Genomic DNA, 22,935 nt, shown 5'->3' on the forward strand with positions numbered 1-22,935 from the left:
GCTCGTTCACTCAGGCGCGGCGCCCGTCTCCCCCACCGGCACGCCGCGACGCCGCAGCTCCGCCTCGGCACGATCCAGGCCACCGTGCTCGAGCGCGGCCTGGGGGCTGTGATCGCTCCAGACGTGGCGCCCGAAGCGGCTCACCTCCACCTCGAGCTCACCGGACAGGTGCTCGATCGCGCCGGCCGAGTTCCGCTTCTCCGACGGCAACGGCACGGGCAGCACGTGCGCCCTGCCAAGCGGCGCCCGCCCGGTCACACGGATCTTCCAGCCGTAGCCACTACCCTCGAGCGCCCACACGTCGTCACCGACGTCGGCGCGGACCGGCGACACCACGGGATTACCCAGCCGGATCACCCGACCATCCGGTAGCCGCACCACCAGGGCCGTGACCTCGGTGCGCAGCGGACCCGAGTGGATCTGCCCACCGGCGAACGCCACGCACGTGTCCGGCTCGGAGAAGCCCTGCGCCTGCCCCCACCACCAGGAATCGGGGAAACCCTCGGCGCCCCAGTTCTTCTCGCCGTAGACGTCGGCGCCGACGAACTCCCAGCGCTGACCGTCCAGTTCGGCCCAGCCCCGTGCCTTCCCGCCGAGCAGCCACGGGTGCCAGTACTGGTTGAGTGCGGGCACGGACTGGAAGATGCTCGACCCGCCTACCGCACGGTGCGGCCACGCCACGGGATCGGTGATCTCCACGTGCAGGCGGGCCCCCTCGCCCATGTCCACGGTGACGCCGTCCTGCCGGTACGCGAACAGGTCGCCGGAGCGGGCGCCCAGGCGGTCGGGGTCGGCCCACCCTTCGGGAGCGGCGGCCAGGCGTAGGGAAGACGACGTGCCTGACGGGGTGGATGGCGTCGGTGCGCCCGACGACATCGAGGACGACGGTGATGCCAACGACGGTGATGCCGACGAGGAGGTGGACCCGCCACTCGGCCGGGTGTCTCCGGTCGCCTCAGACCGGGGCGGCACGGCCCGCGGTGGCACGGCCCGGGGCGCCTCGGCCCTGGGCGGCACCTCGTCAGAGGCCAGGCCGAGCGTCGCCCAGTGCCCGTCCGGCCCCCGGTTGATCCCGATGAGCGCGATCACCGCGCGCCCGCGCTCCCGATCGGTCACCCGGAGGAAGTACCCCTCCATGTCCACCCCGTGTGCGCGGAGCGGATCTCCGAAGGGCAGGTCTGCACCGGTGGCCCGGTAGCGCCGGAGAAGTGTCATGCCCGCTAGCGTTCCACAGGGCCCTATGTTGGACACCGTGAACTCGTCACCTCTCGGACTCAGACCACCGCGCAACCGCGTCGACCCGCGGTGTCGGCACTGGTGGACCGCACAGGTCGCACTGTGGATGGTCGGCCCACTGGTCGTGGCGGTGGTTCTCGGCCTGGTCCTGTTCCCGTGGATACTCCTCGTGGCAGTGGGGTGGGCGGCCGCGACAGCCGTAGCACTCGTCGCTGTCCCGCGCGTCCGCTGGGCGATCCACCGGTGGGAGGCCACCGACACCGCGGTCTATAGCCGTAGTGGCCTGTTCTGGGAGGAGTGGAGGGCGGCGCCCCTGTCCCGGGTGCAGACCGTCGACAAGACCCGAGGGCCCCTGCAACGAAAGTTCGGGTTGGCCACCGTTGTCGTCACCACCGCGTCCTCGTCGGGAGCGGTCCGCATCAGCGCCCTCGACGCCGCGCAGGCGGAGGAGATGGTCGACCGGTTGACGCTGCTCGCCGAGGACGACCAGCGGGACGCGACATGACCACGCCAGGGTCGCATCCGGTTCCCGCTGAGCCCACACCGCAGTCCGGGACAACAGACCAGACCCTGACAACAGAGCCCACGCCCGAGTGGCTGCAGCTCGACCCGCGGACCGTCGCCGCGAGCACCGTGGTCGCCACCGGGGCCCTGGCTGCCACCGCCGTCCCCGCGGGGTCAGGGCTCCTCCTCGGCGGGGTGGGGCTGGCGTGGGTACTGCTGTGGACCATCGGTGGCACGATCCTCGGTGCCGCGGCCACCGCGGTCATCGAGACCGTCCGACTGGCCGTGACCAGATATCGCGTGGACCCCCACCGGATCGAACGCCGTGTCCGCTTCCTCTCCAGTTCCACCACCAGCCTGTCGACCGGCCGCGTGCGCAACGTGGAGATCTCGGCGGACCTGGTGCAACGCCGGATGGGTATCGCCACTGTGAGGCTGGCCAGTGGTGAGACCGACGGGGCCCGACTCACGCTGGGCGCCCTCGATCGTGAGGTCGCCGAGGACCTGCGACGCCACCTGCTCGCCGAGCGGGCCGCCACCGACACCATCGAACTGGTGCGCCTCGACCCGGGCTGGGTCCGCTACGCCCCCGCGAGCGTCATGACCCCACTGTTCGGCATCCTGGGCATCGGCATCGTGTTCCAGGTCGCGGACTGGTTCGGGGCCGTCCCCGAGATGCTCGAGTGGATCTGGGGCCAGATCGGTGAGCTGCCCATCCCGGTGATCGCCATGGGGGTGCTCCTCCTCGCCCTGGTGGTGGGCACCGTCGCGTCGGTGGCGGTCTTCGTGGAGAACTGGTGGAACCTACGGCTCGACCGCCACGAGGACGGTTCGCTCGAGCTCCGCCGCGGACTGCTCGTGGGTCGGCACACCTCCTTCGACGGCCGCCGCGTACGCGGGGTGACACTGCACGAACCACCCGGATTCCGGCTCCTCGGGGCCGCACGGCTCGACGTGGTGGCCTCGGGGGTCGGGACCGGCAAGGACGACGACGGAAAGAAGAAGCAGAGCCCGGCGCTGGTGCCCCCGTCGCCCCGGGACGTGTCCGCCGGCGCGGCCGAGACGATCCTGGGCGAGCCCGTGCCCACGGTGCTCCGCGCCCATCCGCCCGCCGCGCGACGGCGCAGGCTCGTGCGGGCGGTCGCGGTCATCGTCGTCGTCACGGTGGCGGCTCTGGTGCCCGCAGTGATCTGGACGTGGCTCTGGTGGGTCCCGGTGGCCGCGCTCGCGCTCTCCGCGGTCGTGGCGATCTGGGCCGCGCTCGACAACGCCCGCGGGCTCGGTCACGAGGTCACCGTAGGGGTGGTGGCGCTGCGGAAGGGCTCACTGATGCGGCGCACCGACATCCTCGGCCGGGAGGGGATCCTCGGCTGGAACATCCGACGCTCGCCCCTGCAGCGGCGCGCCGGACTGGCGACGCTCGTGGGCACGACGGCCGGCGGGAGCGGCGCCTTCCGTCTGCCGGACGTGGGTCTCGGGCAGGCCCCCGAGCTGTGGCGCACCGCCGGACCGGTGTGGGACCACCTGGCCGAACCGCCTGGGTGATCCCGCCCACCTGCGTGCGCGTCCTGCGTGCTGGTCCGTGCCTTCGTCGAGTGGTCACGAACGCTGCAGAATAGCAGACCGTGACCTGGGAAAACGCGAGCGGAATCCGCCTCGCGGCATGGTCGCTCGCAGAGCCGCTCACGACATGGGCGCTCGCGGCATGCTCGCTCGAGAGGACGCTCGCGGGATCTGCTCGTCGACGTCGGAGGGGTCGCCTCAGTCGGCGTCGGCGGGCCGGACGTCCGTGGCGGGGTCGAGCTTGCGCACCAGACTCGGTGCGAGGTCGGTGAGGCTGTACTCGGCCAGCAGGCGGCCGACCTCGTCGTCGTCGACACCGGCGAACACCCGCCCGATGGTGACGCCGTGCGAGGGCGCGGTGACCACCCGGATCTCGTCTCCCGCGCCGACCGACCCCGGGTGCAGCACTCGCGCATACGCGCCCGGCCGCCCCGCCTCGGTGAACCGGCGCACCCACCTGGGTTTGCCGACGCGGTCGCCGAACGTCTGACACGGGATGCGCGGGGTGGTGACCTCCAGGCGCAGAGGAGCGCGACGCCCGGTGCCCTCCCCCACCTCGAGCACCGTGCCGATCTGCAGCTGCGAGGTGTCGACGCCGGTCACGCGCAGGTTCTCACCGAAGTAGCCGGGCGGGATGGGCCCGCCGAACTCGGGCTCCCACGGTTCGACGTCGGAGTCGGAGAGCAGATACACGGCCTTCCACACGCCGCCGTGGTGTTCGCGATCGGCCTGGACGTCGCCGTGCAGGCCGTACTCGCGGACCTGCACCGGGCCCTCGACGGGGCGCTTGTCGATCGCGGTCACCCCGACGCGGCCGGGCACGGTGAGGAGCTGTTCCACCACGCAGACGGCCTGGACGGTGAACGACTCCGGCACCGACTCCCCGGACGCGGGACTGCTCGGGGCCGGCATCAGTGGCCGAACCTGCGGTTGCGGGCACCGTAGTCACGCAGTGCGCGGAGGAAGTCCACGCGGCGGAACGCGGGCCAGTACGCCTCGGTGAACCAGATCTCGGAATACGCGCTCTGCCACAGCAGGAAGCCGGAGAGCCGCTGCTCGCCGGAGGTACGGATCACCAGGTCGGGATCGGGCTGGCCGGAGGTGTAGAGGTGCTCGCCGATGGCCTCCACGGTGATGCCGTCGACCAGTTCGCGCCCGGTCCGGCCCTCGTCGATCAGCTGGGCGACGAGCTCGCGGGTCGCGTCGGCGATCTCCTGCCGGCCTCCGTAGCCCACGGCGACATTGACCTTGACCCCCCGACGCCCGGTGCTCGCGCGCTCGGCGTGGCGGAGCCGTTCCGCCAGCCAGTCCGGCAGCACCTCGAGCCGCCCGACTATCCGGACGTCCCAGTTCTTGTCCGGGCCGGTGATCTCGTCCACCACGTCGGCGATGATCTGCAGCAGCTCGTCCAGCTCCTCTGCATCGCGACCGAGGTTCTCTGTACTGAGCAGATAGATGGTGGCCACGTCCACGCCCAGCTCGTCGCACCAGCCCAGCATCTCGGCGATCTTGACCGCCCCGGCCCGGTGCCCGTGCGCCACGTCCGCGAACCCGGCCTCCTTGGCCCAACGACGGTTGCCGTCGGCCATCACCGCGATATGCCGTGGGAGCCGGGCACCCTCGAGCGACGATCGGAGTCGCGACTCGTACAGCGAGTACAGGGGGGAGGAGGCATCCACTCGGCATAGGTTACCGCGCGAAGCCCCCTCACCCGAGGTCCCCCTTACTCAGCCCGCCGACCGCCGCGCACCCCTGCGGCGAGCGCGCGCACGCCGTCCTCGGTGGTATCCCAATCGATGCAGGCGTCGGTGACCGACTTTCCGTAGACCAGCTCCGCGGCCTCGACGGACTGGGCACCGGCCTCGATGAAGCTCTCGATCATCACCCCGGAGATCCCCTGCTCCCCCGCCCCGATCCGCGCGGCGAGCTCGGACACGACCTCGGCCTGACGCTCGTGTGACTTGCCCGAGTTGGCGTGGCTGGCGTCGACCATGACCAGACCGGGCAGCCCGACCTTGGCGACGGAGGCGACGGCAGACGCGACCGACCCGGTGTCGTGGTTGGGTCCGCCGGAGCCGCCGCGCAGGATCACATGGCAGTCCGTGTTGCCGGCCGTCTCCACCACCGAGGCCCGTCCCTCCGCGTCGGTGCCGAAGAAGACGTGCCGGGACGCCGCGGAGCGACACCCGTCCACCGCGACCTGCACCTCGCCGTCGGTCCCGTTCTTGAAGCCCACCGGCATGGACAGTCCGGAGACCAACTGGCGGTGCACCTGGCTCTCTGTGGTCCGCGCCCCGATCGCGCCCCAGGAGACGGCGTCGGCGATGTACTGCGGGCTGGTCGGCTCGAGGAACTCGCAGCCCACGGGCAGACCCAGGTCGAGCACGTCCAACAGGAGCTTGCGGGCGGTGCGCAGTCCGCGCGGGATGTCGTAGCTGCCGTCCAGCGCGGGGTCGTTGATCAGGCCCTTCCACCCCACAGTGGTGCGCGGCTTCTCGAAGTAGACACGCATGACGATCAGCAGGTCCTCCGAGACCTCCTCGGCGAGGGTGGCGAGGCGACCTGCGTAGTCGAGCGCGGCCTCGGGGTCGTGGACCGAGCAGGGCCCCACCACCACGAGCAACCGGTCGTCGCGGCCGGCCAGCACGTCGGCGATCTCGGTGCGACTGCGCTCGACCAGAGCCTCTCGGGCCTCGCCCAACGGTTGCTCGCCCAAGATCTCGTTGGGGGTCGGTAGCGCGGAGTAGGACAGGACGCGGCGGTCGGCGGTCTGGGTGGGGTTCTCGGCGGTGATGGTCACGGCAGTGCACTCCTGGGTTCTCGGTGGTGGCGGGCCGGGTGCCGTGATCCTCGTGGTGCCAGTTCCGTGCACCCGGATCCGCCGCTGGAAATGGCGGGAGGCGGCGACCATGGTGGTCACCGCCTCTGGGCTCCGGGTGTCGGGACGTCCGGCTAGCGGACGCGTGCGCTCGCGGCGCGGGCTCCACCCGGAGCCCACATAAAGCGCCAATAAGCGCGAGCGATCGACATGCCGGACACCGTAGCAGAGGCCGCGTCTTTCGGGCCACTTGCGTCTCCCGCTCCGGCTGGCACCCTGCCTCCCGCCCCGGCTGGCACCCTGGAGCCATGGGGTACCGGCTGATCGCGGACGCTGCGATGGTGCTCCACGCCGCCTTCCTCGTGTACCTGGTGGTGGGCGGTTTCCTCGCGTGGCGATGGCGATGGGCGTTCTGGCCGCACCTGGCCACCGCGGCTTACGGACTGGGGATCGCCACGGTGGGCTGGGACTGCCCGCTCACCCATGTGGAGAACTGGGGCCGCGCCCGCGCCGGACAGGAGATGCTGCCCTCGTCCGGGTTCATCGACCACTACCTCACCGGCGTGATCTACCCCGCCGAGCATCTGTTCACGGCGCAGCTCGCGGTGGCGGTTACCGTCCTGGTCTCGTGGACGGGCCTGGCGTTCCTGCACTGGCGATCCCGCGCACTCGAGACAGAGGCACCACCCTCCTGACAGCGACCCCGCCACCATGGTCGGAATTCGAACACTTGCGCGACTGATCGACCGCCGGTAAGCTAGTACACACGTTCGAGCAATGAACGACGCAGGAGGGTGGCGGGGGGGTGTGGTGGTGGATCCGACGATGACGACGACGAGCTCGGCGGCGTTCGGGGCGCTGCGCGCCGTGCCGGAGGCTCTCGACGCCCTGGGCACCGAGGCGTTGAGCGAGGTGGCGCGGTCGGCCACGCTGGCACAGAACCTGGCCGCGGCCACCCGGCTGCAGGCCGCGCACTTACTGGTCGAGGCGATGAGGCGGCTCGACAGGGAGGCGCATGGGCCGGACCCCGGTCGGCAGCCTGGCGATTCCGGCCCCGCTGATTCTCGTCCTGCCGAGTCTCGTCCTGCCTACGCGCGCCTGGACCCGGCCGATCGGGCTCGTGACCACCTGACCGCGGCCATGTCCCTGACCGGGTGGCACGCCGCGCGTCTGGTCACCGCCGGCGTGCAGATCCACACACGTCTTCCGCTTTTGCGCAAAGCCGTCGAGCGGGGCCTGCTACCCGAACAACTGGCCATCGACACCGCCTGCCGGCTGGCCGAGATCCCTGACCAGATCATCGCGGCAGTGGAATCGGAGATCGTCGGCGCCCTGGCCCGGGACCTGGACGGGGGCCACCGGCCCAGCCGCACAGCCCTGGACACCGCGGTCGACGCAGCGAGAGAACGCCACGATCCCCGGTCCGCCGAGGACGCAGTGGGCGCCGCCGTCGAACAGCGCACCGTCCGGTTCCGCCCCGGCCGCGACGGCATGACCAACATGTGGGCCACCCTGCCCAGCGGCGACGCCGAGAAGCTGCGCCGCCGCATCGAGGCCGCCGCCCGCGCCGCCTCCGAGGCAGGTCATCCCCGCACCCGCGACCAACTACGCGCCGACGCCCTGTGCGCGCTCGGGGACCCGAACACCAACGACATCGGCACGGCCCTGCACGACGCAGAGAACGCCACCGACCACGCCGACCACGCTGATCACGTTGACTGTTCAGGTCACGCCGACCCCGCCGCCGCCGGCACGGCCAGGCCGCGACCGGGTGCGTCGTGGGGCACCGAACAACCCATCCGGATCTCGATCATCGACAGCATCGCCCAGGGGCTGCCCAACCGCGTCCAGTTCATCAACGGCGCCTACGCCAGCTTCGACTGGCTGTGCGAGGAACTGCTCTCCGGCGGCGAGGCCAAGGTGCGGTTCGAACTGATCGACCCGCAGCCGGGCGTGCTGGATAAACCGGACGCGGTCCTCAAGTACTTCATCACCCCTGCGCTGGCCGAGCGGATCCGTCTCCGTGACGGGACCTGCCGCCACCCCGGATGCACCGTCGATGCCCACGACTGCGAAATTGACCACATCATCGCCTTCGACCACCTGCGCCCCGAGATGGGCGGACCCACCGCCGAGTGGAACCTGATCTGCCTCTGCCGCAAGCACCACCGCGAGAAGACCTTCGGCCACTGCGCCTACAAACCCGGACCCCTCGGCGAACTGACCATCATCACCGAGACCGGACACGAACACCGCACCACCCCACACGGGCCACTGGCCCAGGCACGCGACCGAATCCTCGACCACCGATGGCGACAACACCTCGACCGCCTCATCGCCGACGACGGCCACCTCACCAACCCACCAGGCGCCGAACGCACCCACCTCGCCTGACCCTTTCCCTACTCGGGCTCAGCGGTGCCACGTCGTGGATCGCCTGGCGACCTCGTGGATCGCGTCGATCTCGCGTAGTCCCAGTCGCTGCGGTTGCGACGTGAGAAACCGCCGGATTCGACGCCGGGGAACCACCGCCACGGTGCCGTCGGTGGGCTGGCTCTTCACGGTGAATCCCCGTCGTGCGCCCACCACCGCGATCATCCCGACGACCGGGACCGGAAGCCGACCTGCTCCGCGAGCAGACGGGATGCCCGCTTCGCCTCGTGCCGACTGTTGCGGATATACGGGACCCGACTGCCGTTGACCATGACGGTGTCCCCGCCCACCCAGACCGCCGCCTTGGGGTGATTCTTGGAGTTCACGGTAAAGACGCCTCCGGGGCCGATCACCACGTGGTCGATATCGGCACCCCGCTCCCCCACGCGTACGGCGTGCAGAATCCTCCACCGAGCGTCCAATGCCGCCAGCTGTTCACCGACCGCTTGCTCACCGTCCGCGCCGATACGCCAGGCACGCTCGTCCGTCTTCGCATCGACCAACCGGGCGAAGATGTGTCGCACCACCCCCTGCGCCTCCCGCTCGGCGAGAGCCCGCTCGCGGGCGGCCGCCCCCGCACGAGCATCGGCGAGATCGTGCCACCTCGGTCCGGATGCAGTGGTGTACGGGGTGGTGCGAGCGGTGGTGTGCGGGGTGGTGTGAGCGGCGCTGTGCGCGGTCGACGGAGTCGGCGATGGACCAGGCGCTGCTGGGATCGGCTCCGGATTCGATGACGGCTGCGCAGGTAGCGGCGGCGGCAAGGGGGACGGTGCGGGTGCACGCAACGGCGCACCGATCCCTTGCGATTGACGGCTCGGCTCCTGCGCCGACCCCCGGTGCCGCCGGGCGTCCGGGTGGTCCTCCATCGCCTGACGCAACAGCGGCAGGTTGGAGAGGTCGTCGGAGTGGTAGCGGCCCGTCGCCAGGTCGAGGTAGCCCAGGTCGGTTCCACCGGGGGTCGCGGCATAGAGCCGGTCATGGCCGAATCGGGCCCACCTACGAACGATCCACTCGGTCACAGTGCCTCCTGATGGCAGTCGACGAATACTCACATCCGGACGTCACGGAGCGCAGGAGAACTCGCGATCCGAGAGGCGGGACGGGTGATGCGGAATACTCCCCGTCCCCCTTTTGTTTGACGTGTCAGCAAGTTAGGATGGAACGCACCAACAGACTGAAAGGCTCGCCATCATGCAGTTCGGGATCTTCTCCATCGCCGACATCACGCCCGACCCCCACACCGGACAGGTATCCACCGAGCACGAGCGCCTCGAGGCCGTGGTCGAGTACGCCGTTCAGGCCGAGCAGGTGGGCCTGGACGTCTTCGCGCTGGGCGAGCACCACAATCCGCCCTTCGTCACGTCCTCCCCCACCACAACCCTCGGCTACATCGCCGGCAGGACCTCGGACATCATCCTGTCCACCGCCACGACGCTCATCACCACCAACGACCCGGTGAAGATCGCCGAGGACTACGCCATGCTCCAGCACCTGGCCGGCGGCCGGGTCGACCTGACCATGGGCCGCGGCAACACCGGCCCGGTGTATCCGTGGTTCGGCCAGGACATCCGACAGGGATTGCCGTTGGCGATCGAAAACTACGAACTGCTCCACCGCTTGTGGCATGAGGACGTGGTGGAGTGGGAAGGTAAGTTCCGCACCGCCCTGCAGCAGTTCACCTCCACGCCGCGCCCTCTCGACGGAGTCGCGCCCTTCGTCTGGCACGGTTCGATCCGTTCGCCGCAGATCGCTGAGCAGGCCGCCTACTACGGTGACGGGTTCTTCCACAACAACATCTTCTGGCCGATCAGCCACACCAAGCAGATGGTCGAGTTGTACCGCCGCCGCTACGAGCACTACGGCCACGGCTCCGCGGATCAGGCGATCGTGGGGCTGGGCGGACAGTTCTTCGCGCGCTCGAACAGCCAGGACGCGGTGAACGAATTCCGCCCGTACTTCGACAACGCCCCGGTCTACGGAAACGGCCCGTCACTCGAGGACTTCACCGCACAGACCCCGCTGACCGTGGGGTCGCCCCAGCAGGTCATCGACCGCTACCTGACCATGCGCGAGCACGTGGGCGACTACCAACGCCAGATGTTCCTCATCGACCACGCCGGGCTGCCCCGTAAGACGGTGCTCGAGCAGATCGAGATCCTCGGCACCGAGATCGTCCCGGTCCTGCGTCGCGAGCTGGACGCGCTGCGACCGGCGCACGTGCCGGACGGACCCACCCACGCCGCTCGCGTCGCGGCACGTGACGCGGCGCTGGCCGCCGAGGGCGAGCCCGCGCACTCCGACGCCTACCGCTTCGGCACCGGCGACAACTGGACCGGGCTGACGGTCGAAGGTGGGCAGCGCGCGCAGGAGCAGTCGCTGGCCCGCGCCCGCCGCACCGAGACCCGGCTCGCCCAGGCACCGGCCGGAAAGGGGAACAAGTGACCGCAACCCACGCACCTGACACCCGGCCTCTGCGTTTGGTGGTGATCTCGGCGGGCACCTCGGTGCCGTCGAGCACCAGGATGTTGGCCGACCGGCTCACCACGGCGACCCGCGAGGCCCTCGCCCGCCACGGGCAGGACGTCGACGTGACGGTCCTCGAGGTGCGAGGTCTCGCCCACGAGGTCGTCGACGCCACCTTCACCCGGTTCCCCGGGGACAAGTTGCGCTCCGCACTCGAGGAGATCGCCCGCGCGGACGGGGTGATCGCGGTGACGCCCACCTACAACCAGTCGTTCTCGGGTCTGTTCAAGTCGTTCTTCGACGTGATCGACCCGGGCACGTTGACCGGCGTCCCGGTGGCACTGGGGGCGACCGGCGGGACCGTCCGGCACTCGCTGTCGATCGACTTCGCGCTGCGCCCGATGTTCGCCTACCTCAAGGCCGACGTGGTGCCCACCTCGGTGTTCGCGGCCTCCGAGGACTTCGGGGCCGTCACCCCAGACGGCGACGGAGACTCGCTGGCCTCGCGCGCCGACCGCGTGGGCACGGAACTGGCCGACTTCATGCTGCGGTTCGCCGGCGTGGTGGGCGGCGCGGTGGCACCGACCCGGACCGACGAGGGCCGGGGTCGCCGGACCGACGACGACGAGTTCGGCGACTTCGTCCCGATGGGCGACCTGCTCGGTGGGGCGACCTGACGACCTGGCTACGTGGCAGCTGGCTGCGTAAAAGCTGGCTACGTGGACAGAGCTCCTAGTTCCGTGCCATCTGGGGCAGCGCCCTGATGGGGTCCTCCGGGCCGATGTCGAACGTGCACTCCGTCGGCCTGGGGTCCGGGACGAACGCCCAGAGCATGGCTCCCGCAGCGCCCATCGACTCGTAGTCGTCGATGCGCTCACCGATGAGGTCCGCACGATCCTCGAGGGACAGACACGAGCCCGCCGCTATGCCGAGCTCGGTGACCACGAGCGGCTTGTCGGTCTGGGCGAGGCGTAGTGGCAGGAATCCGGCGTTGTCGTAGTCGTGGTACTGGAGCACGTCCACGTACGGGGAATCGGCGATGAGTTTGTAGCCGTCTCCCACGAGACCACACTGGTCGCCGCCCAGGAGGCCGGCGGTGATGAGTCGGCCGGGGTCGCGCTGACGGATGAGCTGTCCGACCTCGTCGGTCCACTCGCGGAGCACCTCCGCCGAGTCGGCGGGGCAGGTCCGGTACTGCCAATGGCAGTCGGCAGTTCCGCAGACCGCGGTCTCGGGTTCCCCGATGGGCTCCCACGCCGCGATGACCGGTGAATCCGACCACCGTTCGACCGCGGTGGTGACCCAGTCCCGGTAGCTCAGCGGCATCGCGGTGGGTTGCTCCCAGCCGTCCAGGTACCAGTCGCGGTCCTTGTATTGCTCGTCCTCGCAGGCCCCGTCCTGCCCCACCAGAACGGGGATGACCATCTGCTCGTGGAGTTCTGCCGCGGCGAAGACCGCGTCGATCGGGGCGAAGTCCAGCGTTCCGGTGAACTTGTTCACGGCGAGCTGCTGGAAGACGTTGAACCTCGTGACGGCACCATCGGGAAGCGAACCGAAGTACTCGTCGAGGTCCACCATGGCGCCGCACCCGGCGTTGACGCTCCAGTCGGTGGCCAGTTGATACGCGTTGAGGCCCGTCGGCCACCAGGGCTGGCCGTCGAGGTGGAGTTCACCCCCGGACACCGTCGCCCGCTGCGGTTGCACCTGCGACCGCGATTCCGGCGGGGCCGCGCAGGCCATCGTCATGACGAGCACGAGTAGTCCGACAAGCGAAGCGGTCTTCATGATTTGACGATAGTCCACAATCCCACGGCATTCTGATTTCTGCCGGACTGCCGGTCTGCCGCGTCGACTGAAGACAACCGGGAGACAACGGGGGCCTCAGTTCATCATGTTGATCTGCTGCCCCTTGACGAGCGGGTAGGCCACGAGATCGTTGGCGTCGAGGTCCTCCTGCCGCATGTCGACTCCCGTGATCTGGCTGTTCTCGTACGTCGTGTAGTAGTAGATGCCCTTGTCGGTGTTACAACAGGACGAGTAGATGGTGATCTCGAACTTGTCACCGATGCGTACACATCCGCGCTGTTGCGCCGCGGAACCGAGGATCTGGAAGAACTGGCTGATCGACTCCGACTCCGACTCCCCCGATACGGAGTTCATCTTGGTGAATACCGCTTTGGCGAAACGGGACGCCGATGACAGGTCGCCGGGGAGCCCGATCGCACCCATCCCGCGACTGTAGGTGTCGAATTCCAGTTCACGGGAGAAGTTCTTCTCGGGCGGATCGATGGACAGGTGCATGTAGTTGTTCATATTAAAACTCTGGATATCGAAGGTCGGGTTGTTCGTGAGTACCCCGTAAGGATTGTCATACACACGAAGGCCGGACTTCACACTTTCCACGGTGATGGACTGCGTCTTGTCAGAGATAATCCAATGCAGAGGCGAGAGGGGGAAATTCTCGCTGAACTGGATGTCGACCAGATTGAGGTCTACCAACGCCGCCTTCACCTCAGCTATCGTCTCGAACTGGCCGAGAACCCACGGGACGAACTCGAACGGGGCGACGTTGGTCTTGCCATGCGCCTCAGGCTTATAGTCCGCGTTCCCCGGGAAATTCAGTCCGGCCATACTCAGGCCCTTTTCATTGGTCCCGTCGTAATACAGTGGATACCCGTCCGAGATCGTCGCCATCCCGACCATGGCGAAGTGTGTGGACAACGGCGCCAGCTTCCGGAACTCGAATTGGAAATTCCTCGGGATGACGGTGACCGTCTCGTTATAAGAGAATTCTAGATCCAGATTCCGACCGAAGTAGTGATCGTGGGTAGTGAAGCTCAATCCTGTGCACATACGGATGGCCTCCCGGCGCATTGAGGGGATTCGGCGAGGTATGGCATGCATACCACCGATGCGAGCCAGGAAACAGACCCTAGACCATATGAGTCGCCATAGTGTTTACCCTGTCATTACTGTGACGGGAACCATTGCGGGTGATTCTCCCCGCTGGTACGGCATCTCAGTCGAACACCCGCCACAGACGCCAGGTTGGCCTGTCGAGCCCCGAGTTAACCACCTCGAAGTCCAAGGCGCCGAGCTGGGCGCCGTTCTCGTGCACAGTCGGATAGCGCAGATTGAGGGCGTCCGAGGTGCCCCGTCCCTCGGCGGGAACGGTCAGGAGAAACTGCACACCGTGTGCGGCCGGGTCGTTGAGGATCTCGACGAAGTCACGGTCTGACGGGATCACGAACTGCTCCGGTCGTGCGGTGGAGGCGATGATCGGGAAGCCGTGGACGGTGTCCATGAGGACCGCACCCTCAGGGAGCCCGAGCGTGTCGAGGTAGTCGGCGATTCGCCGCTCCGTATCGAACGAGGCGACGATCGCCTCCTGCTCCAGGCGGAGCTCCGCGGGCCGGTCACCGAGTTCCGGGACCACTACGGCGTGCAGAGCGTGCTGTTCCTGGGATAGGGACGGCGAGAGCATTGCGATACCGCTCACCGGCACACCCGCCACGAGCAGGAGTAGCGCGACCACCGGGATAGCCACGCCCCGTCCGAGGTCGTCCCGGATCCTGTCGACGGCGCGGGCCCCGGGTCGACGGGTCCGCATCCCGCCGCTCCTCGGGAGGGTGAACACGGCCAGGATGGCGATCAGGGGGATCGCGCAGATGTAGAAGCGTAGGAAGGGAAAGGTCATCCCTCGCAGATGGGTGAGTGCGGAGAACGCGAGCACAGCGACGAGGACCAGTGCGGCGAGCGGTTCCGGATCGCGTCGCCGCGCAGACAGCACCGCACACCACATCACCAGGACTCCCAGGGCCGGTGCGAGCACCACGATCTCGGCGAGAGAGAACGCCATGGCGGACAGTCCCCCGGTCGATCCCCCTCCGGACTGCTCGAGGATCGCGGCGTTGCCGTACCTGGACGAGAACTGGGCCAGCGCACTGCCGGTCACCAACCAACTGGTCGCCGCCCAGGCAAGGAAGGCGAGTGCGGTGGGCGCGGCCAGGACGACGCCGTCGAGGATCGCGACTTCCGGCCTGCGGCTGCGCCGATAGGACACTGCGGCGACGAGCAGGGTCGCGGTGCCCGAGGCCGCAAGCGCGTCGTAGCGTGCGAGGTACGCCATGCCGAGCGCGAACCCGGCGACCATGAGATCGTGCACGTCGTCGGTACTCATCCACCGGATGATCCGCCGCACCGCCCAGACCACGAAGAAGACGAACAACGCCTCGCTCATGCCATTCGCGCCGTAGTAGACGATCATCGGGTGAAGGCCGAAGACCAGGGTGACTCCCCAGGTGAACCAGCTCGGGCACGCGCGCTCGCGGGCGATCGCATGGACCTGGGTGACCGCTCCCGCCATCGCCGGTGCACTGACCGCAACCGCCGTGAGACTCCATCTGGTGAGCGCGGGAAACCACTCCGACAACCCCACAAGGGGGAGCTGGGCGAGCGCGGTCAACGGGGTGAAGATGAACCCGATGGCCGCGAGGTGCGGGTCCCTCGAGAGCAGGGCGGCACGGGTGTCGGCCACCCTGCTCAGTGCGTCCCCCTGCAGGTACCCCTCGCCTAGTGCGAGGTACAGCCCGGCGGCGAGATACAGGGCGGTGAAGACCCAGAAGATCGCCGCGGGACGAGTTCTCATGACGCCAACCCGTGAACGGTCTTCTCCCAGTACGAGGGGTTGGCGAACAGCTGGTAGGTGCCCTTGATCGCGGCGACCGACATGAGCACCCAGTAGAGCGGAACCGTCAGGCACGCCCACCACAGGGCGGAGTTGCCCGTCTCACGGCACGCGATGAAGTTCGAGTAGAGGATCGTGGAGTTGCCCAGGACCAGACAGATCAGCGCCGGGAAGTAGACGTATGCGGGGAAGACCTCCTCCACCGCCGCGGGCTGCCCGAGGATCCAGGACAGGGTCACCAGCCAGAACACCATGTTCAGACACGCAATCACAGGGGTGCCGGCCAACAGAGTCGTGAACCGGAACATGCTCACCGTGCCAAGGGTGCGCCACAGCATGACCGGCCGCCGCATGTGCACCAGCCAGGTCTGTAGATACCCCTTGTACCAGCGTGACCGCTGCCTGATCCAGTTGATCGGATCGGGATTGGCCTCTTCCAGGGTCGTGGAGTCGAGCACGGCCGTACGGTGCCCGCGAGCAGCGATCCGCACACCCAGGTCGGCGTCCTCGGTGACGTTGTACGGATCCCATGCGCCGATCTCGGTGAGCACGTCCGCCCTGATGTGATTCGAGGTGCCACCGAGCGGGATGGGCGAGCTGGACTTCATCAGCCCGGGAAGAAGGAAGTTGAACCACAGTGCGTAGTCTGCGGTGAACCAGGCCGTGAGCATGTTCTGCGACCCGTTGTGGAAGGCCAGCTTCGCCTGGACGCAGACGACATCGTCGTCCAGTTCGGCGAACGCCACCGCGACCCGCCGCAGCTGGAGAGGATCCGGGCGGTCCTCGGCGTCGAAGATGGTGATGATCTCGCCGGTGGCGTAGTGCAGCGCGTAGTTGCAGGCCTTGGGTTTGGTGCGGGGGTCCGCCGGGGGGATCCGCAGGATCTCGCACACCTCCCCCAGCCCGGCCGCCTCCGCGGCGTCGATCGTGACATCGTCGTCCGCCTCGAGAAGGAGCAGGACCTCCAGCTTGTCGGCCGGATAGTCGATCGAACTCACGGCGTCGATCAGGTCGCCGATCACCTCGGGCTCGTTGTACGCGGGTACGAGCACGGTGTAGGTGGGCAACTCGGAGTCCGGGACCGCCAGGGCCCGCTCGTCCTCGACGTGGAGGATCGAGTCGCGCGCCAGTCCACGTGCCAGCAGCAGCAACCGGTCCGCGAGGGTGATCAGATAGACGAATGTGCTGACCGCCGTCAGGGCGATCAGGGTCGGCGTTGTCGCGAGGACGAGGGCGAGTACCAGACCGGCGAGTGCGGTCAGTCCGGTCCATTTCTGCCAGGGAACAAAGGCAACCGCCGCGGAGGACAGAGGCTCGCGTTCGAACAACCCGTGGACCGCATCGTGCAGCGCGGCCTCGCTGCGCGCCTGCTCGGGGGTGAGCGACCGGCCGGTCGCCGTCGGGTTCGCGTTCACTCGCTCGTCCACTGCGCCTCCACCAGATCGGTCCCCAGTTCGATGAGCATGTCGAGGTCCTTGTCCTGGGGATTGGTGTCGATGACCGCCGCCGAACCGCGCAGCAACAGGTTCACCATGCGCGCGAATGTGGACCGCGTCCCGGGAACGGTCTCGGGGAACTCCGCGTCGAACTCGTGGTTGTCCACCGTGATCAGCGTGACCCGCTGGACCCGGTCGCCCGAGCGGCTCCACACGAAGGTCAACAGGCTCCAGGTGAGGAGATTCCCGTCGTCGATCACGGTGCGGTACCGGGCGGTGACCTCGCGACCCAGATCAACAGTCCGCGGTGGGCTGACCCGGGCCTCGCTCAGGTCGAACGTCGTCTCGAGTGGGAACACCTCGAGCACCCCGGTGTCACTCACGGTCAGCGACTGCACGGCCGCCACCCGCGGCCGCAGGAGCTCGTCCCAGTCCGCCCGGACGCGGGTGGCGCGGATCATCTGGCGATGCAGGGTCGCGGACGGGCCAAACAACTGCCCGGCCCACGGGTAGTCCACGGTGTCCATCTGCTGCCACCCCTCCGGGATGACCTGGCCCGGCCCGTCGAGAGCGGGTGGGCCCACCGCCAGGCGATCCGCGATCCCCTGTGGCAGCGGCGCCACGCCGAGCAGCAACGCCACCACGATCAGCAGTGGCGCACTCCGCCACGCCTCCCGACGGGACACCACCGTCGCCGGGGAACGGGAGTGACCGCCGTGGGATCCGGGCGCGCCCCCGGGGTCCGGGCGCCGCAGCCGACGGACCACCCCGGGCGCCGACACCGCCACCGGTCCCACAACCGCGACGAACGCGGCCATCGCGACCTGGGACCACTCCCCGCCCCCGAACGCATACGACGCCAGGCGGACCGCACCCGGCGGCACCAGCAGTACGATCCACGCCGGCCAGAACGCTCCCGTTCGGCGCAGACCGAAGAGGAACACGCATCCCCCCAGGAGGAAGACCCACGCCGCGAGCACGTCGAGGTGGAGTAAGACGTAACTGCCGGCGTAGCGGGGCAGCACCAACCACTGCACCATGAGGGCGATCGTCAGCACGGTCGTACCGACGATCTTGTCGCTCTGCCTGTCGTGGATCGGCAACTCGGGGCGCCGCTGCAGCGTGAGTGCCACCGCGGTGAGCGCCGCACCGAGCACCGGCGCGAGGAGCACCGCGCTCCCCGCGCCGGCGCCCTGTTCGAGAACGATCCGGACCCATGTCTCGAGGAAGCCGATCGTCAGCAGGGCCGCGAGCAGGACCCACCGCGCCGCGTGGTCCAGACGCGGCGCGCCGAGGGACAGACCGGGACTCACCGCCCGGAGCTCACCCGACGGCGGCGGGTCACGGCCCACACGAGACCGGCGATCCCCGCGCCCACGACGGTGACCACGAGGCCGATCACCAGGGCCGTCCGCACGCCGCCCGCGTCAGCGGAACTCGTGGCCTCCACCTCGATGGCCTCGGCGGTCGACAGCTCGAGCGGCTCCCGGTCAGGTGCCGTGAACAGGACGTTGCCACTGAGCGTCGACCAACGACCCGGTTCGGCGTCCAGCCACTGCAGGGTGCGGTCCAGCTCGCCCGAACCGGAACTGGTGGAGGCCACCAGCAGCGCCCGCTCCCCGTCCTGGACCACCTGCATCGAGGCGAAGTCGATGTCCTCGTAGAACCTCAGGGTCGCCGGGTCACCATCTTCCGCCCCGACCACCTCGAGGGTCCGGCCGCTGGTCAGGGTGAGGGCAGCTTGAGATCCGAGGGCGCCTGATCGGACGTGACCAGCACTCCGGGGACCTCCCCGTCCACGAGGGTCTCCATGGTCACCCACTCGGGCACGAGTGGGATGGCGGATAGCGCCTGCAGTTCGGCGAGGATCGTCACCGCTCGCGCGGTGTCCTCGAGGGAGCCGCTCACGGTGGCCACCTGCAATCGCGGCATGAGCGCCTGCGGGAGGGAACCGAACCCGGCCGGGGCCGGGGACGTCGGCTCGCCGAGTCGCACACGGGACGACCCGTCGACGAGCAGGGTCAACGGTTGGAGCACCCCGCACGCGGCGCCAGCTCCCGCCGTCTGCAGCGAGACCGAGATGTCGGTGTACCGGTCCAGCGCGCCCTCGGGGATCGACACGGTGCGTTCGATGACGCCGGACTGATCGGCGGTCCAGGAATCGAGCACCGTCTGCCCTGCGGACACCACGATGAGCCCACTGCGGTCCGAAGGCGGCGGCGAGTACGACCCGACCAGATCGATCGTCACGTCCCCGGTCACCGTGGCCAGGCTCGTCTGATCGAGCCCGAATTCCGCCTCGACCGACCCGACTGACCGGGCGGAACGCGAGCCGATCCCGAGCTCGTTCAGCGTGCCCTCTGTCACCAGCGCGCGCGGCGCCGGGAGCGGCGAATCCAGGGTCACCGAATCGGACACCGCCAGGGACCACAGGTCGCTGGTCACGGAACGCATCTGACGACCCAGGGAGGCGGGGTCACCGAGCACGAGCACGGTGGGCACCGCATCGTCGGTCAGTTCGATCCGGGACTCATCGGACTCCCGGATCTCGGCCCGCCGGGTGAATTGCGAGTCGGACGGTCCCCTGGGGCCCGACGCCGGGAGGATCTCGACCTCCAGGTCGCGTCGCCCGAACCTCGAGGCCGCCAGGACTGCCAGCTGTGCGGCCGCCTGGGATTCCGCGATGCTGGGCTCGTCCGGGAGATAGATCTCCAACCGCTGCAGCACCGGTGGCACGAAGTCTGCCAGGACAGCGGGCGCCTCGGGCTCGCCGTCGAACTCCACCTCGGAGTCGCGCAGGACCATGGCCCGTTCCGTCCAGTCCGGGCAGGCCTCGCCGCGGGAGTGCAGAACCGTGCGCAGGGTGAGGTCCAGCACCCCGTTGCGCACGCTCCCACGCTCGAGCGGGATGGTGACCCGGATGGAGTCCTCGTCACCGAAGAGCTCGATCCGGTCGAGGAGCAGGTCGCCGGACCACGCCTCGAGGTGGCCGCGTTCGAGATCAACGGGGATCTGAACCGTGGTCACCAGTGCCCGGGGGGTCAGACCGTCCGGGACCGGGACGGGGACCGCGACCTCTGCGCTGCGGTCACTGAACTCCAGCACCTCCGCGACACCGAGGGTCGACCCGTCAACGACGGTCTGGGCAGCGACCGGGGCGGGGAACGCCAACGCGGCGACGACGAACAGTGAAGCGGGGACGCGACAAGCGCGGAGCGAGAACACGTGTGGGAACCCTACCGGGTCTGACCTCGAACGACCGCAGATCCGGGCGGGGGTACCCCGCGGGGTCCAGCGCGGGGTCTAGCGCGGGTCGGCGGTGGCGCCCGGGGTGCCGTCCTCGACGCCGGCACGGTCCGTGCCCTCGTCGGCCAGTTGGTCCGGCTCGGGGTGATCCGTGTCGAAGGTCTCGGGCAGGTTCTTGATGTGCTTGTTCATGTTGCGGATCAGGAGCACCGTGGCGATCAGCAGGAGAAGGACCACCGGGATCCCGATCGGCGAGGCCTTACCGAACTCCGGGCCCATGGGGTGGTCGTTGTACCCGGGGGTGCCCGGCGACTGGTTCTGAGCGAAGACCATTACCGCCTGGTGCGCCAGGATCTGGACGTCCGGTCCCAGGGTGATCATCTCGGGTCCTCACTCGTGCTCGGTCCGACCGGGAGCGCGACGTACGGGTCGACGCCCTCGAAGAGGTCTGACTCGTATTCTCCCTCAGCCCGCTCGGGTACGGCCACCCGGCTTGCCGCGAGCTCGAACTCCTCGGTGGGCCACACCCGCTGCTGCATCTCGACCGGGGCGGCGAAGAACCAGCCGTTGGGATCGATCTGCGTGGCGTGGGCCAACAGTGCCGAGTTGCGTTGCTCGAAGTAGTCGGCGCACTCCACCCGGGTGGTCACCCGCTCCATGATGTCGGGACGGTCACCCCAGCGGGACAGGAACTCGGCGAAGTGGCGGACGCCGTCGCGGGCGAACAGCTCGTCGTCGAGCAGCTCCAGACGGCTCTTGGGGAAACCGTGGGTGTAGTAGACCTTGGCCACCGCCCACGGCTCGCCGGTCCCGGGGTAGCGCGCGGGGTCCGCGGCGGCCTCGTAGGCGGCCATCGACGCCGAGTGCACCTTCAGGTGATCCGGGTGCGGGTACCCGCCGTTCTCGTCGTAGGTGATGATCACGTGCGGCCGGAACTCCCGGATCCTGGCGACCAGGGAGCGGGTGACCTCGTCGTCGTCGGCCAGGGCGAAGCATCCGGGAGGCAACGGCGGCAACGGGTCCCCCTCGGGCAGACCCGAGTCCTCGTAGCCCAGCCAGTGGTGGTCGACGCCCAGGATGTCGGCCGCGCGCGCCATCTCGCGGCGCCGTACGCCCACGAGGTCCGCCACCACGTCGGGGCGGTCCATCGCCGGGTTGAGGATGCTGCCGCGCTCCCCGCCGGTACACGTCTCCACCAGTACGTTCACGCCCTGGGCGACGTACTTGGCCATGGTCGCGGAGCCCTTGGACGCCTCATCGTCGGGGTGCGCGTGCACCGCCATCAGCCGGAGACCGGCCATCGTCCCACCTACTGTTCTTCAGAGCTCGGTAGTTGTTGATGCCCCATTCTATGGACTCACCGGGCTCCGGTGCCCCCGGGGCGGTCCACCCACCGCCCCCGGATACCCTGTGACCATGAGTGAGCCGAGGTCGGACGCCCCGTCGGACGCCGCGTCGCAGGCCGCAGGGGCCCCGCTGACGGGGCGATACGACGACTCCGGGTCGGGCGTGACCGGCAAGGTGGTCGCCGGCTTCCTGGTTCTGCTCGTCGGCGCCCTCGTGGTGGCCGGCGCCGTCGCCGGCTATCGGCTCAGCGCCACACCCGACATCTCCGGCGAGGTGATCGGGGTGACGGTCGTCGACGACTCGCGGACCGACGTGGTGCTGACGGTCACCCGTGACGATCCCGGAACGGCCGCCTACTGCATCGTCCGCGCGCAGGACCAGACCAAGGGGGAGGTCGGCCGCCGGGAGGTGTACGTGCCCCCGTCGGCCAACAGCGCGATCCAGGTCGACATGTCCATCGCGACCTCGTCCCGCGCGTTCGTGGCCGACGTCTACGGCTGCGGAGACGACGTACCCGACTACCTGCGCCGGTAGGGGTTCTGCGGGCCCGATCCAGGTCACCGCTGTGTTAGCATCGACCCATCAGCACGGCTCCTTTCGCGGGGCCGTGTTTTTCGTACAGCAGCACACACACGAACAGATTGGAGTGCGCTCTCATGGCCAACGACACCCAGGGCTACTGGTTGACCCAGGATTCGTACGACCGCCTCATGGCCGAGAAGGAGGCGCTGATCGCCAACCGTCCGGTCATCGCCGCCGAGATCAACGAGCGGCGCGAGGAGGGCGACCTCAAGGAGAACGCCGGATACCACGCCGCGCGCGAGCAGCAGGGTCAGGAGGAGGCCCGCATCCGTCAGCTCGATGACCTGCTGGCCACCGCCCAGGTCGGCGAGACGCCCACCGAGACCGGCGTCGCCCTGGTGGGCTCCGTCGTCCGCGCCTACTACAACGGCGACGAGGGCACCAAGGAGACCTTCCTGGTCGGCACCCGGGGCGAGGGTTCCGGCAAGGACGACCTGGAGATCTACTCCCCCGACTCCCCCCTGGGCCGTGCGATCCTCGGCGCCAAGGTCGGCGAGAGCCGTGAGTACACCACCCCCAACGGCAAGTCCGTCTCCGTGACGATCGTGACCGCGGAGCCGTACCAGAGCTGACCGGCTCCGACGGGCCCGGTGGTAGGTTCTTGACGACTATCGGGCCCG

The 22,935-nt window shown here is 68.9% G+C and carries 23 protein-coding genes; 8 read left to right on the top strand and 15 right to left on the bottom strand.

Features of this window, described 5'->3' with window-relative positions; all coding sequences use genetic code 11:
* Positions 1–6: 6 nt before the first annotated feature.
* On the bottom strand, positions 7–1,215 hold the full coding sequence (locus tag A6048_RS10720; RefSeq protein ID WP_107749138.1) for a tocopherol cyclase family protein: 1,209 nt from the start codon (positions 1,213–1,215) through the stop codon (positions 7–9).
* Between the two features lie 37 nt (positions 1,216–1,252).
* Between A6048_RS10720 and A6048_RS10725 the strand changes: the two genes are divergently transcribed.
* Complete coding sequence (locus tag A6048_RS10725; RefSeq protein ID WP_200837390.1) at positions 1,253–1,741, top strand: PH domain-containing protein; 489 nt, start codon at positions 1,253–1,255, stop codon at positions 1,739–1,741.
* On the top strand, positions 1,738–3,285 hold the full coding sequence (locus A6048_RS10730; RefSeq protein WP_107749140.1) for a PH domain-containing protein: 1,548 nt from the start codon (positions 1,738–1,740) through the stop codon (positions 3,283–3,285). Before A6048_RS10725 ends, A6048_RS10730 begins: the two co-directional genes overlap by 4 nt.
* A 216-nt stretch (positions 3,286–3,501) precedes the next feature.
* Here the strand turns inward: A6048_RS10730 and A6048_RS10735 are convergent, their stop codons facing one another.
* The 3 genes from A6048_RS10735 to A6048_RS10745 are packed head-to-tail and all read right to left on the bottom strand — an operon-like array spanning position 3,502 to position 6,103.
* Positions 3,502–4,215, bottom strand: a complete 714-nt coding sequence (locus A6048_RS10735) for an MOSC domain-containing protein (protein WP_235027564.1) — start codon at positions 4,213–4,215, stop codon at positions 3,502–3,504.
* A complete protein-coding gene (locus A6048_RS10740; protein WP_107749141.1) occupies positions 4,215–4,982 on the bottom strand; it encodes an isoprenyl transferase in 768 nt (255 codons plus the stop codon). The genes A6048_RS10735 and A6048_RS10740 overlap by 1 nt, the downstream gene beginning before the upstream one ends.
* Positions 4,983–5,026: 44 nt before the next feature.
* Positions 5,027–6,103: a 3-deoxy-7-phosphoheptulonate synthase gene (locus A6048_RS10745; protein ID WP_107749142.1), complete on the bottom strand. Its 1,077-nt coding sequence runs from the start codon at positions 6,101–6,103 to the stop codon at positions 5,027–5,029.
* A 326-nt stretch (positions 6,104–6,429) separates the two neighbouring features.
* Here A6048_RS10745 and A6048_RS10750 point away from each other — a divergent pair, with 326 nt between their 5' ends.
* Both A6048_RS10750 and A6048_RS10755 read left to right on the top strand, forming a co-directional pair.
* A complete protein-coding gene (locus A6048_RS10750; protein ID WP_107749143.1) occupies positions 6,430–6,816 on the top strand; it encodes a DUF2784 domain-containing protein in 387 nt (128 codons plus the stop codon).
* Positions 6,817–6,946: 130 nt separating this feature from the next.
* Positions 6,947–8,515: an HNH endonuclease signature motif containing protein gene (locus tag A6048_RS10755; RefSeq protein WP_108835186.1), complete on the top strand. Its 1,569-nt coding sequence runs from the start codon at positions 6,947–6,949 to the stop codon at positions 8,513–8,515.
* A gap of 18 nt (positions 8,516–8,533) precedes the next feature.
* On the opposite strand, the gene A6048_RS18665 is transcribed toward A6048_RS10755, so the two are convergent.
* Together A6048_RS18665 and A6048_RS18790 are read right to left on the bottom strand one after the other, a co-directional pair.
* Positions 8,534–8,683, bottom strand: a complete 150-nt coding sequence (locus tag A6048_RS18665) for a hypothetical protein (RefSeq protein WP_235027322.1) — start codon at positions 8,681–8,683, stop codon at positions 8,534–8,536.
* Positions 8,684–8,715: 32 nt separating this feature from the next.
* Positions 8,716–9,573, bottom strand: coding sequence for a nuclease-related domain-containing protein (locus A6048_RS18790; protein WP_268817315.1), 858 nt, complete (start codon positions 9,571–9,573; stop codon positions 8,716–8,718).
* A gap of 172 nt (positions 9,574–9,745) precedes the next feature.
* Between A6048_RS18790 and A6048_RS10765 the strand changes: the two genes are divergently transcribed.
* On the top strand, positions 9,746–10,996 hold the full coding sequence (locus tag A6048_RS10765; protein WP_107749038.1) for an LLM class flavin-dependent oxidoreductase: 1,251 nt from the start codon (positions 9,746–9,748) through the stop codon (positions 10,994–10,996).
* A complete protein-coding gene (locus A6048_RS10770; RefSeq protein WP_107749037.1) occupies positions 10,993–11,694 on the top strand; it encodes a CE1759 family FMN reductase in 702 nt (233 codons plus the stop codon). Before A6048_RS10765 ends, A6048_RS10770 begins: the two co-directional genes overlap by 4 nt.
* Positions 11,695–11,749: 55 nt before the next feature.
* Here the strand turns inward: A6048_RS10770 and A6048_RS10775 are convergent, their stop codons facing one another.
* From A6048_RS10775 to mca, 9 genes are all read right to left on the bottom strand, one after another.
* Complete coding sequence (locus A6048_RS10775) at positions 11,750–12,802, bottom strand: beta-mannosidase (RefSeq protein WP_107749036.1); 1,053 nt, start codon at positions 12,800–12,802, stop codon at positions 11,750–11,752.
* Between the two features lie 96 nt (positions 12,803–12,898).
* Positions 12,899–13,891 (bottom strand): choloylglycine hydrolase, encoded by a 993-nt coding sequence (bsh, locus tag A6048_RS10780; protein ID WP_280523806.1) that lies wholly within the window; start codon positions 13,889–13,891, stop codon positions 12,899–12,901.
* 145 nt (positions 13,892–14,036) lie between these two features.
* Positions 14,037–15,665 carry an ABC transporter gene (locus tag A6048_RS10785; RefSeq protein WP_200837303.1) on the bottom strand — a complete coding sequence of 543 codons (1,629 nt, stop codon included), beginning with the start codon at positions 15,663–15,665 and terminating at the stop codon, positions 14,037–14,039.
* Entirely contained in the window at positions 15,662–17,119 is a 1,458-nt protein-coding gene (locus A6048_RS10790) for a glycosyltransferase (protein ID WP_107749054.1), read from the bottom strand. The genes A6048_RS10785 and A6048_RS10790 overlap by 4 nt, the downstream gene beginning before the upstream one ends.
* Positions 17,116–18,453 (bottom strand): hypothetical protein, encoded by a 1,338-nt coding sequence (locus tag A6048_RS10795; RefSeq protein ID WP_146166380.1) that lies wholly within the window; start codon positions 18,451–18,453, stop codon positions 17,116–17,118. Before A6048_RS10795 ends, A6048_RS10790 begins: the two co-directional genes overlap by 4 nt.
* Positions 18,450–18,845 carry a hypothetical protein gene (locus A6048_RS10800; RefSeq protein ID WP_107749033.1) on the bottom strand — a complete coding sequence of 132 codons (396 nt, stop codon included), beginning with the start codon at positions 18,843–18,845 and terminating at the stop codon, positions 18,450–18,452. The genes A6048_RS10795 and A6048_RS10800 overlap by 4 nt, the downstream gene beginning before the upstream one ends.
* A 20-nt stretch (positions 18,846–18,865) precedes the next feature.
* Positions 18,866–20,365, bottom strand: coding sequence for a hypothetical protein (locus A6048_RS10805; RefSeq protein WP_107749032.1), 1,500 nt, complete (start codon positions 20,363–20,365; stop codon positions 18,866–18,868).
* Between the two features lie 78 nt (positions 20,366–20,443).
* Positions 20,444–20,767, bottom strand: coding sequence for a hypothetical protein (locus A6048_RS10810; RefSeq protein WP_107749031.1), 324 nt, complete (start codon positions 20,765–20,767; stop codon positions 20,444–20,446).
* On the bottom strand, positions 20,764–21,687 hold the full coding sequence (gene mca, locus A6048_RS10815) for a mycothiol conjugate amidase Mca (protein WP_107749030.1): 924 nt from the start codon (positions 21,685–21,687) through the stop codon (positions 20,764–20,766). The genes A6048_RS10810 and mca overlap by 4 nt, the downstream gene beginning before the upstream one ends.
* Positions 21,688–21,802: 115 nt before the next feature.
* Here mca and A6048_RS10820 point away from each other — a divergent pair, with 115 nt between their 5' ends.
* Together A6048_RS10820 and greA are read left to right on the top strand one after the other, a co-directional pair.
* Entirely contained in the window at positions 21,803–22,267 is a 465-nt protein-coding gene (locus A6048_RS10820; RefSeq protein ID WP_107749053.1) for a DUF4307 domain-containing protein, read from the top strand.
* Between the two features lie 122 nt (positions 22,268–22,389).
* Positions 22,390–22,887, top strand: a complete 498-nt coding sequence (gene greA, locus A6048_RS10825) for a transcription elongation factor GreA (protein WP_107749029.1) — start codon at positions 22,390–22,392, stop codon at positions 22,885–22,887.
* Positions 22,888–22,935: the final 48 nt, after the last annotated feature.

The sequence above is a fragment of the Dietzia psychralcaliphila genome (assembly GCF_003096095.1).
Classification (GTDB): Bacteria; Actinomycetota; Actinomycetes; order Mycobacteriales; family Mycobacteriaceae; genus Dietzia; species Dietzia psychralcaliphila.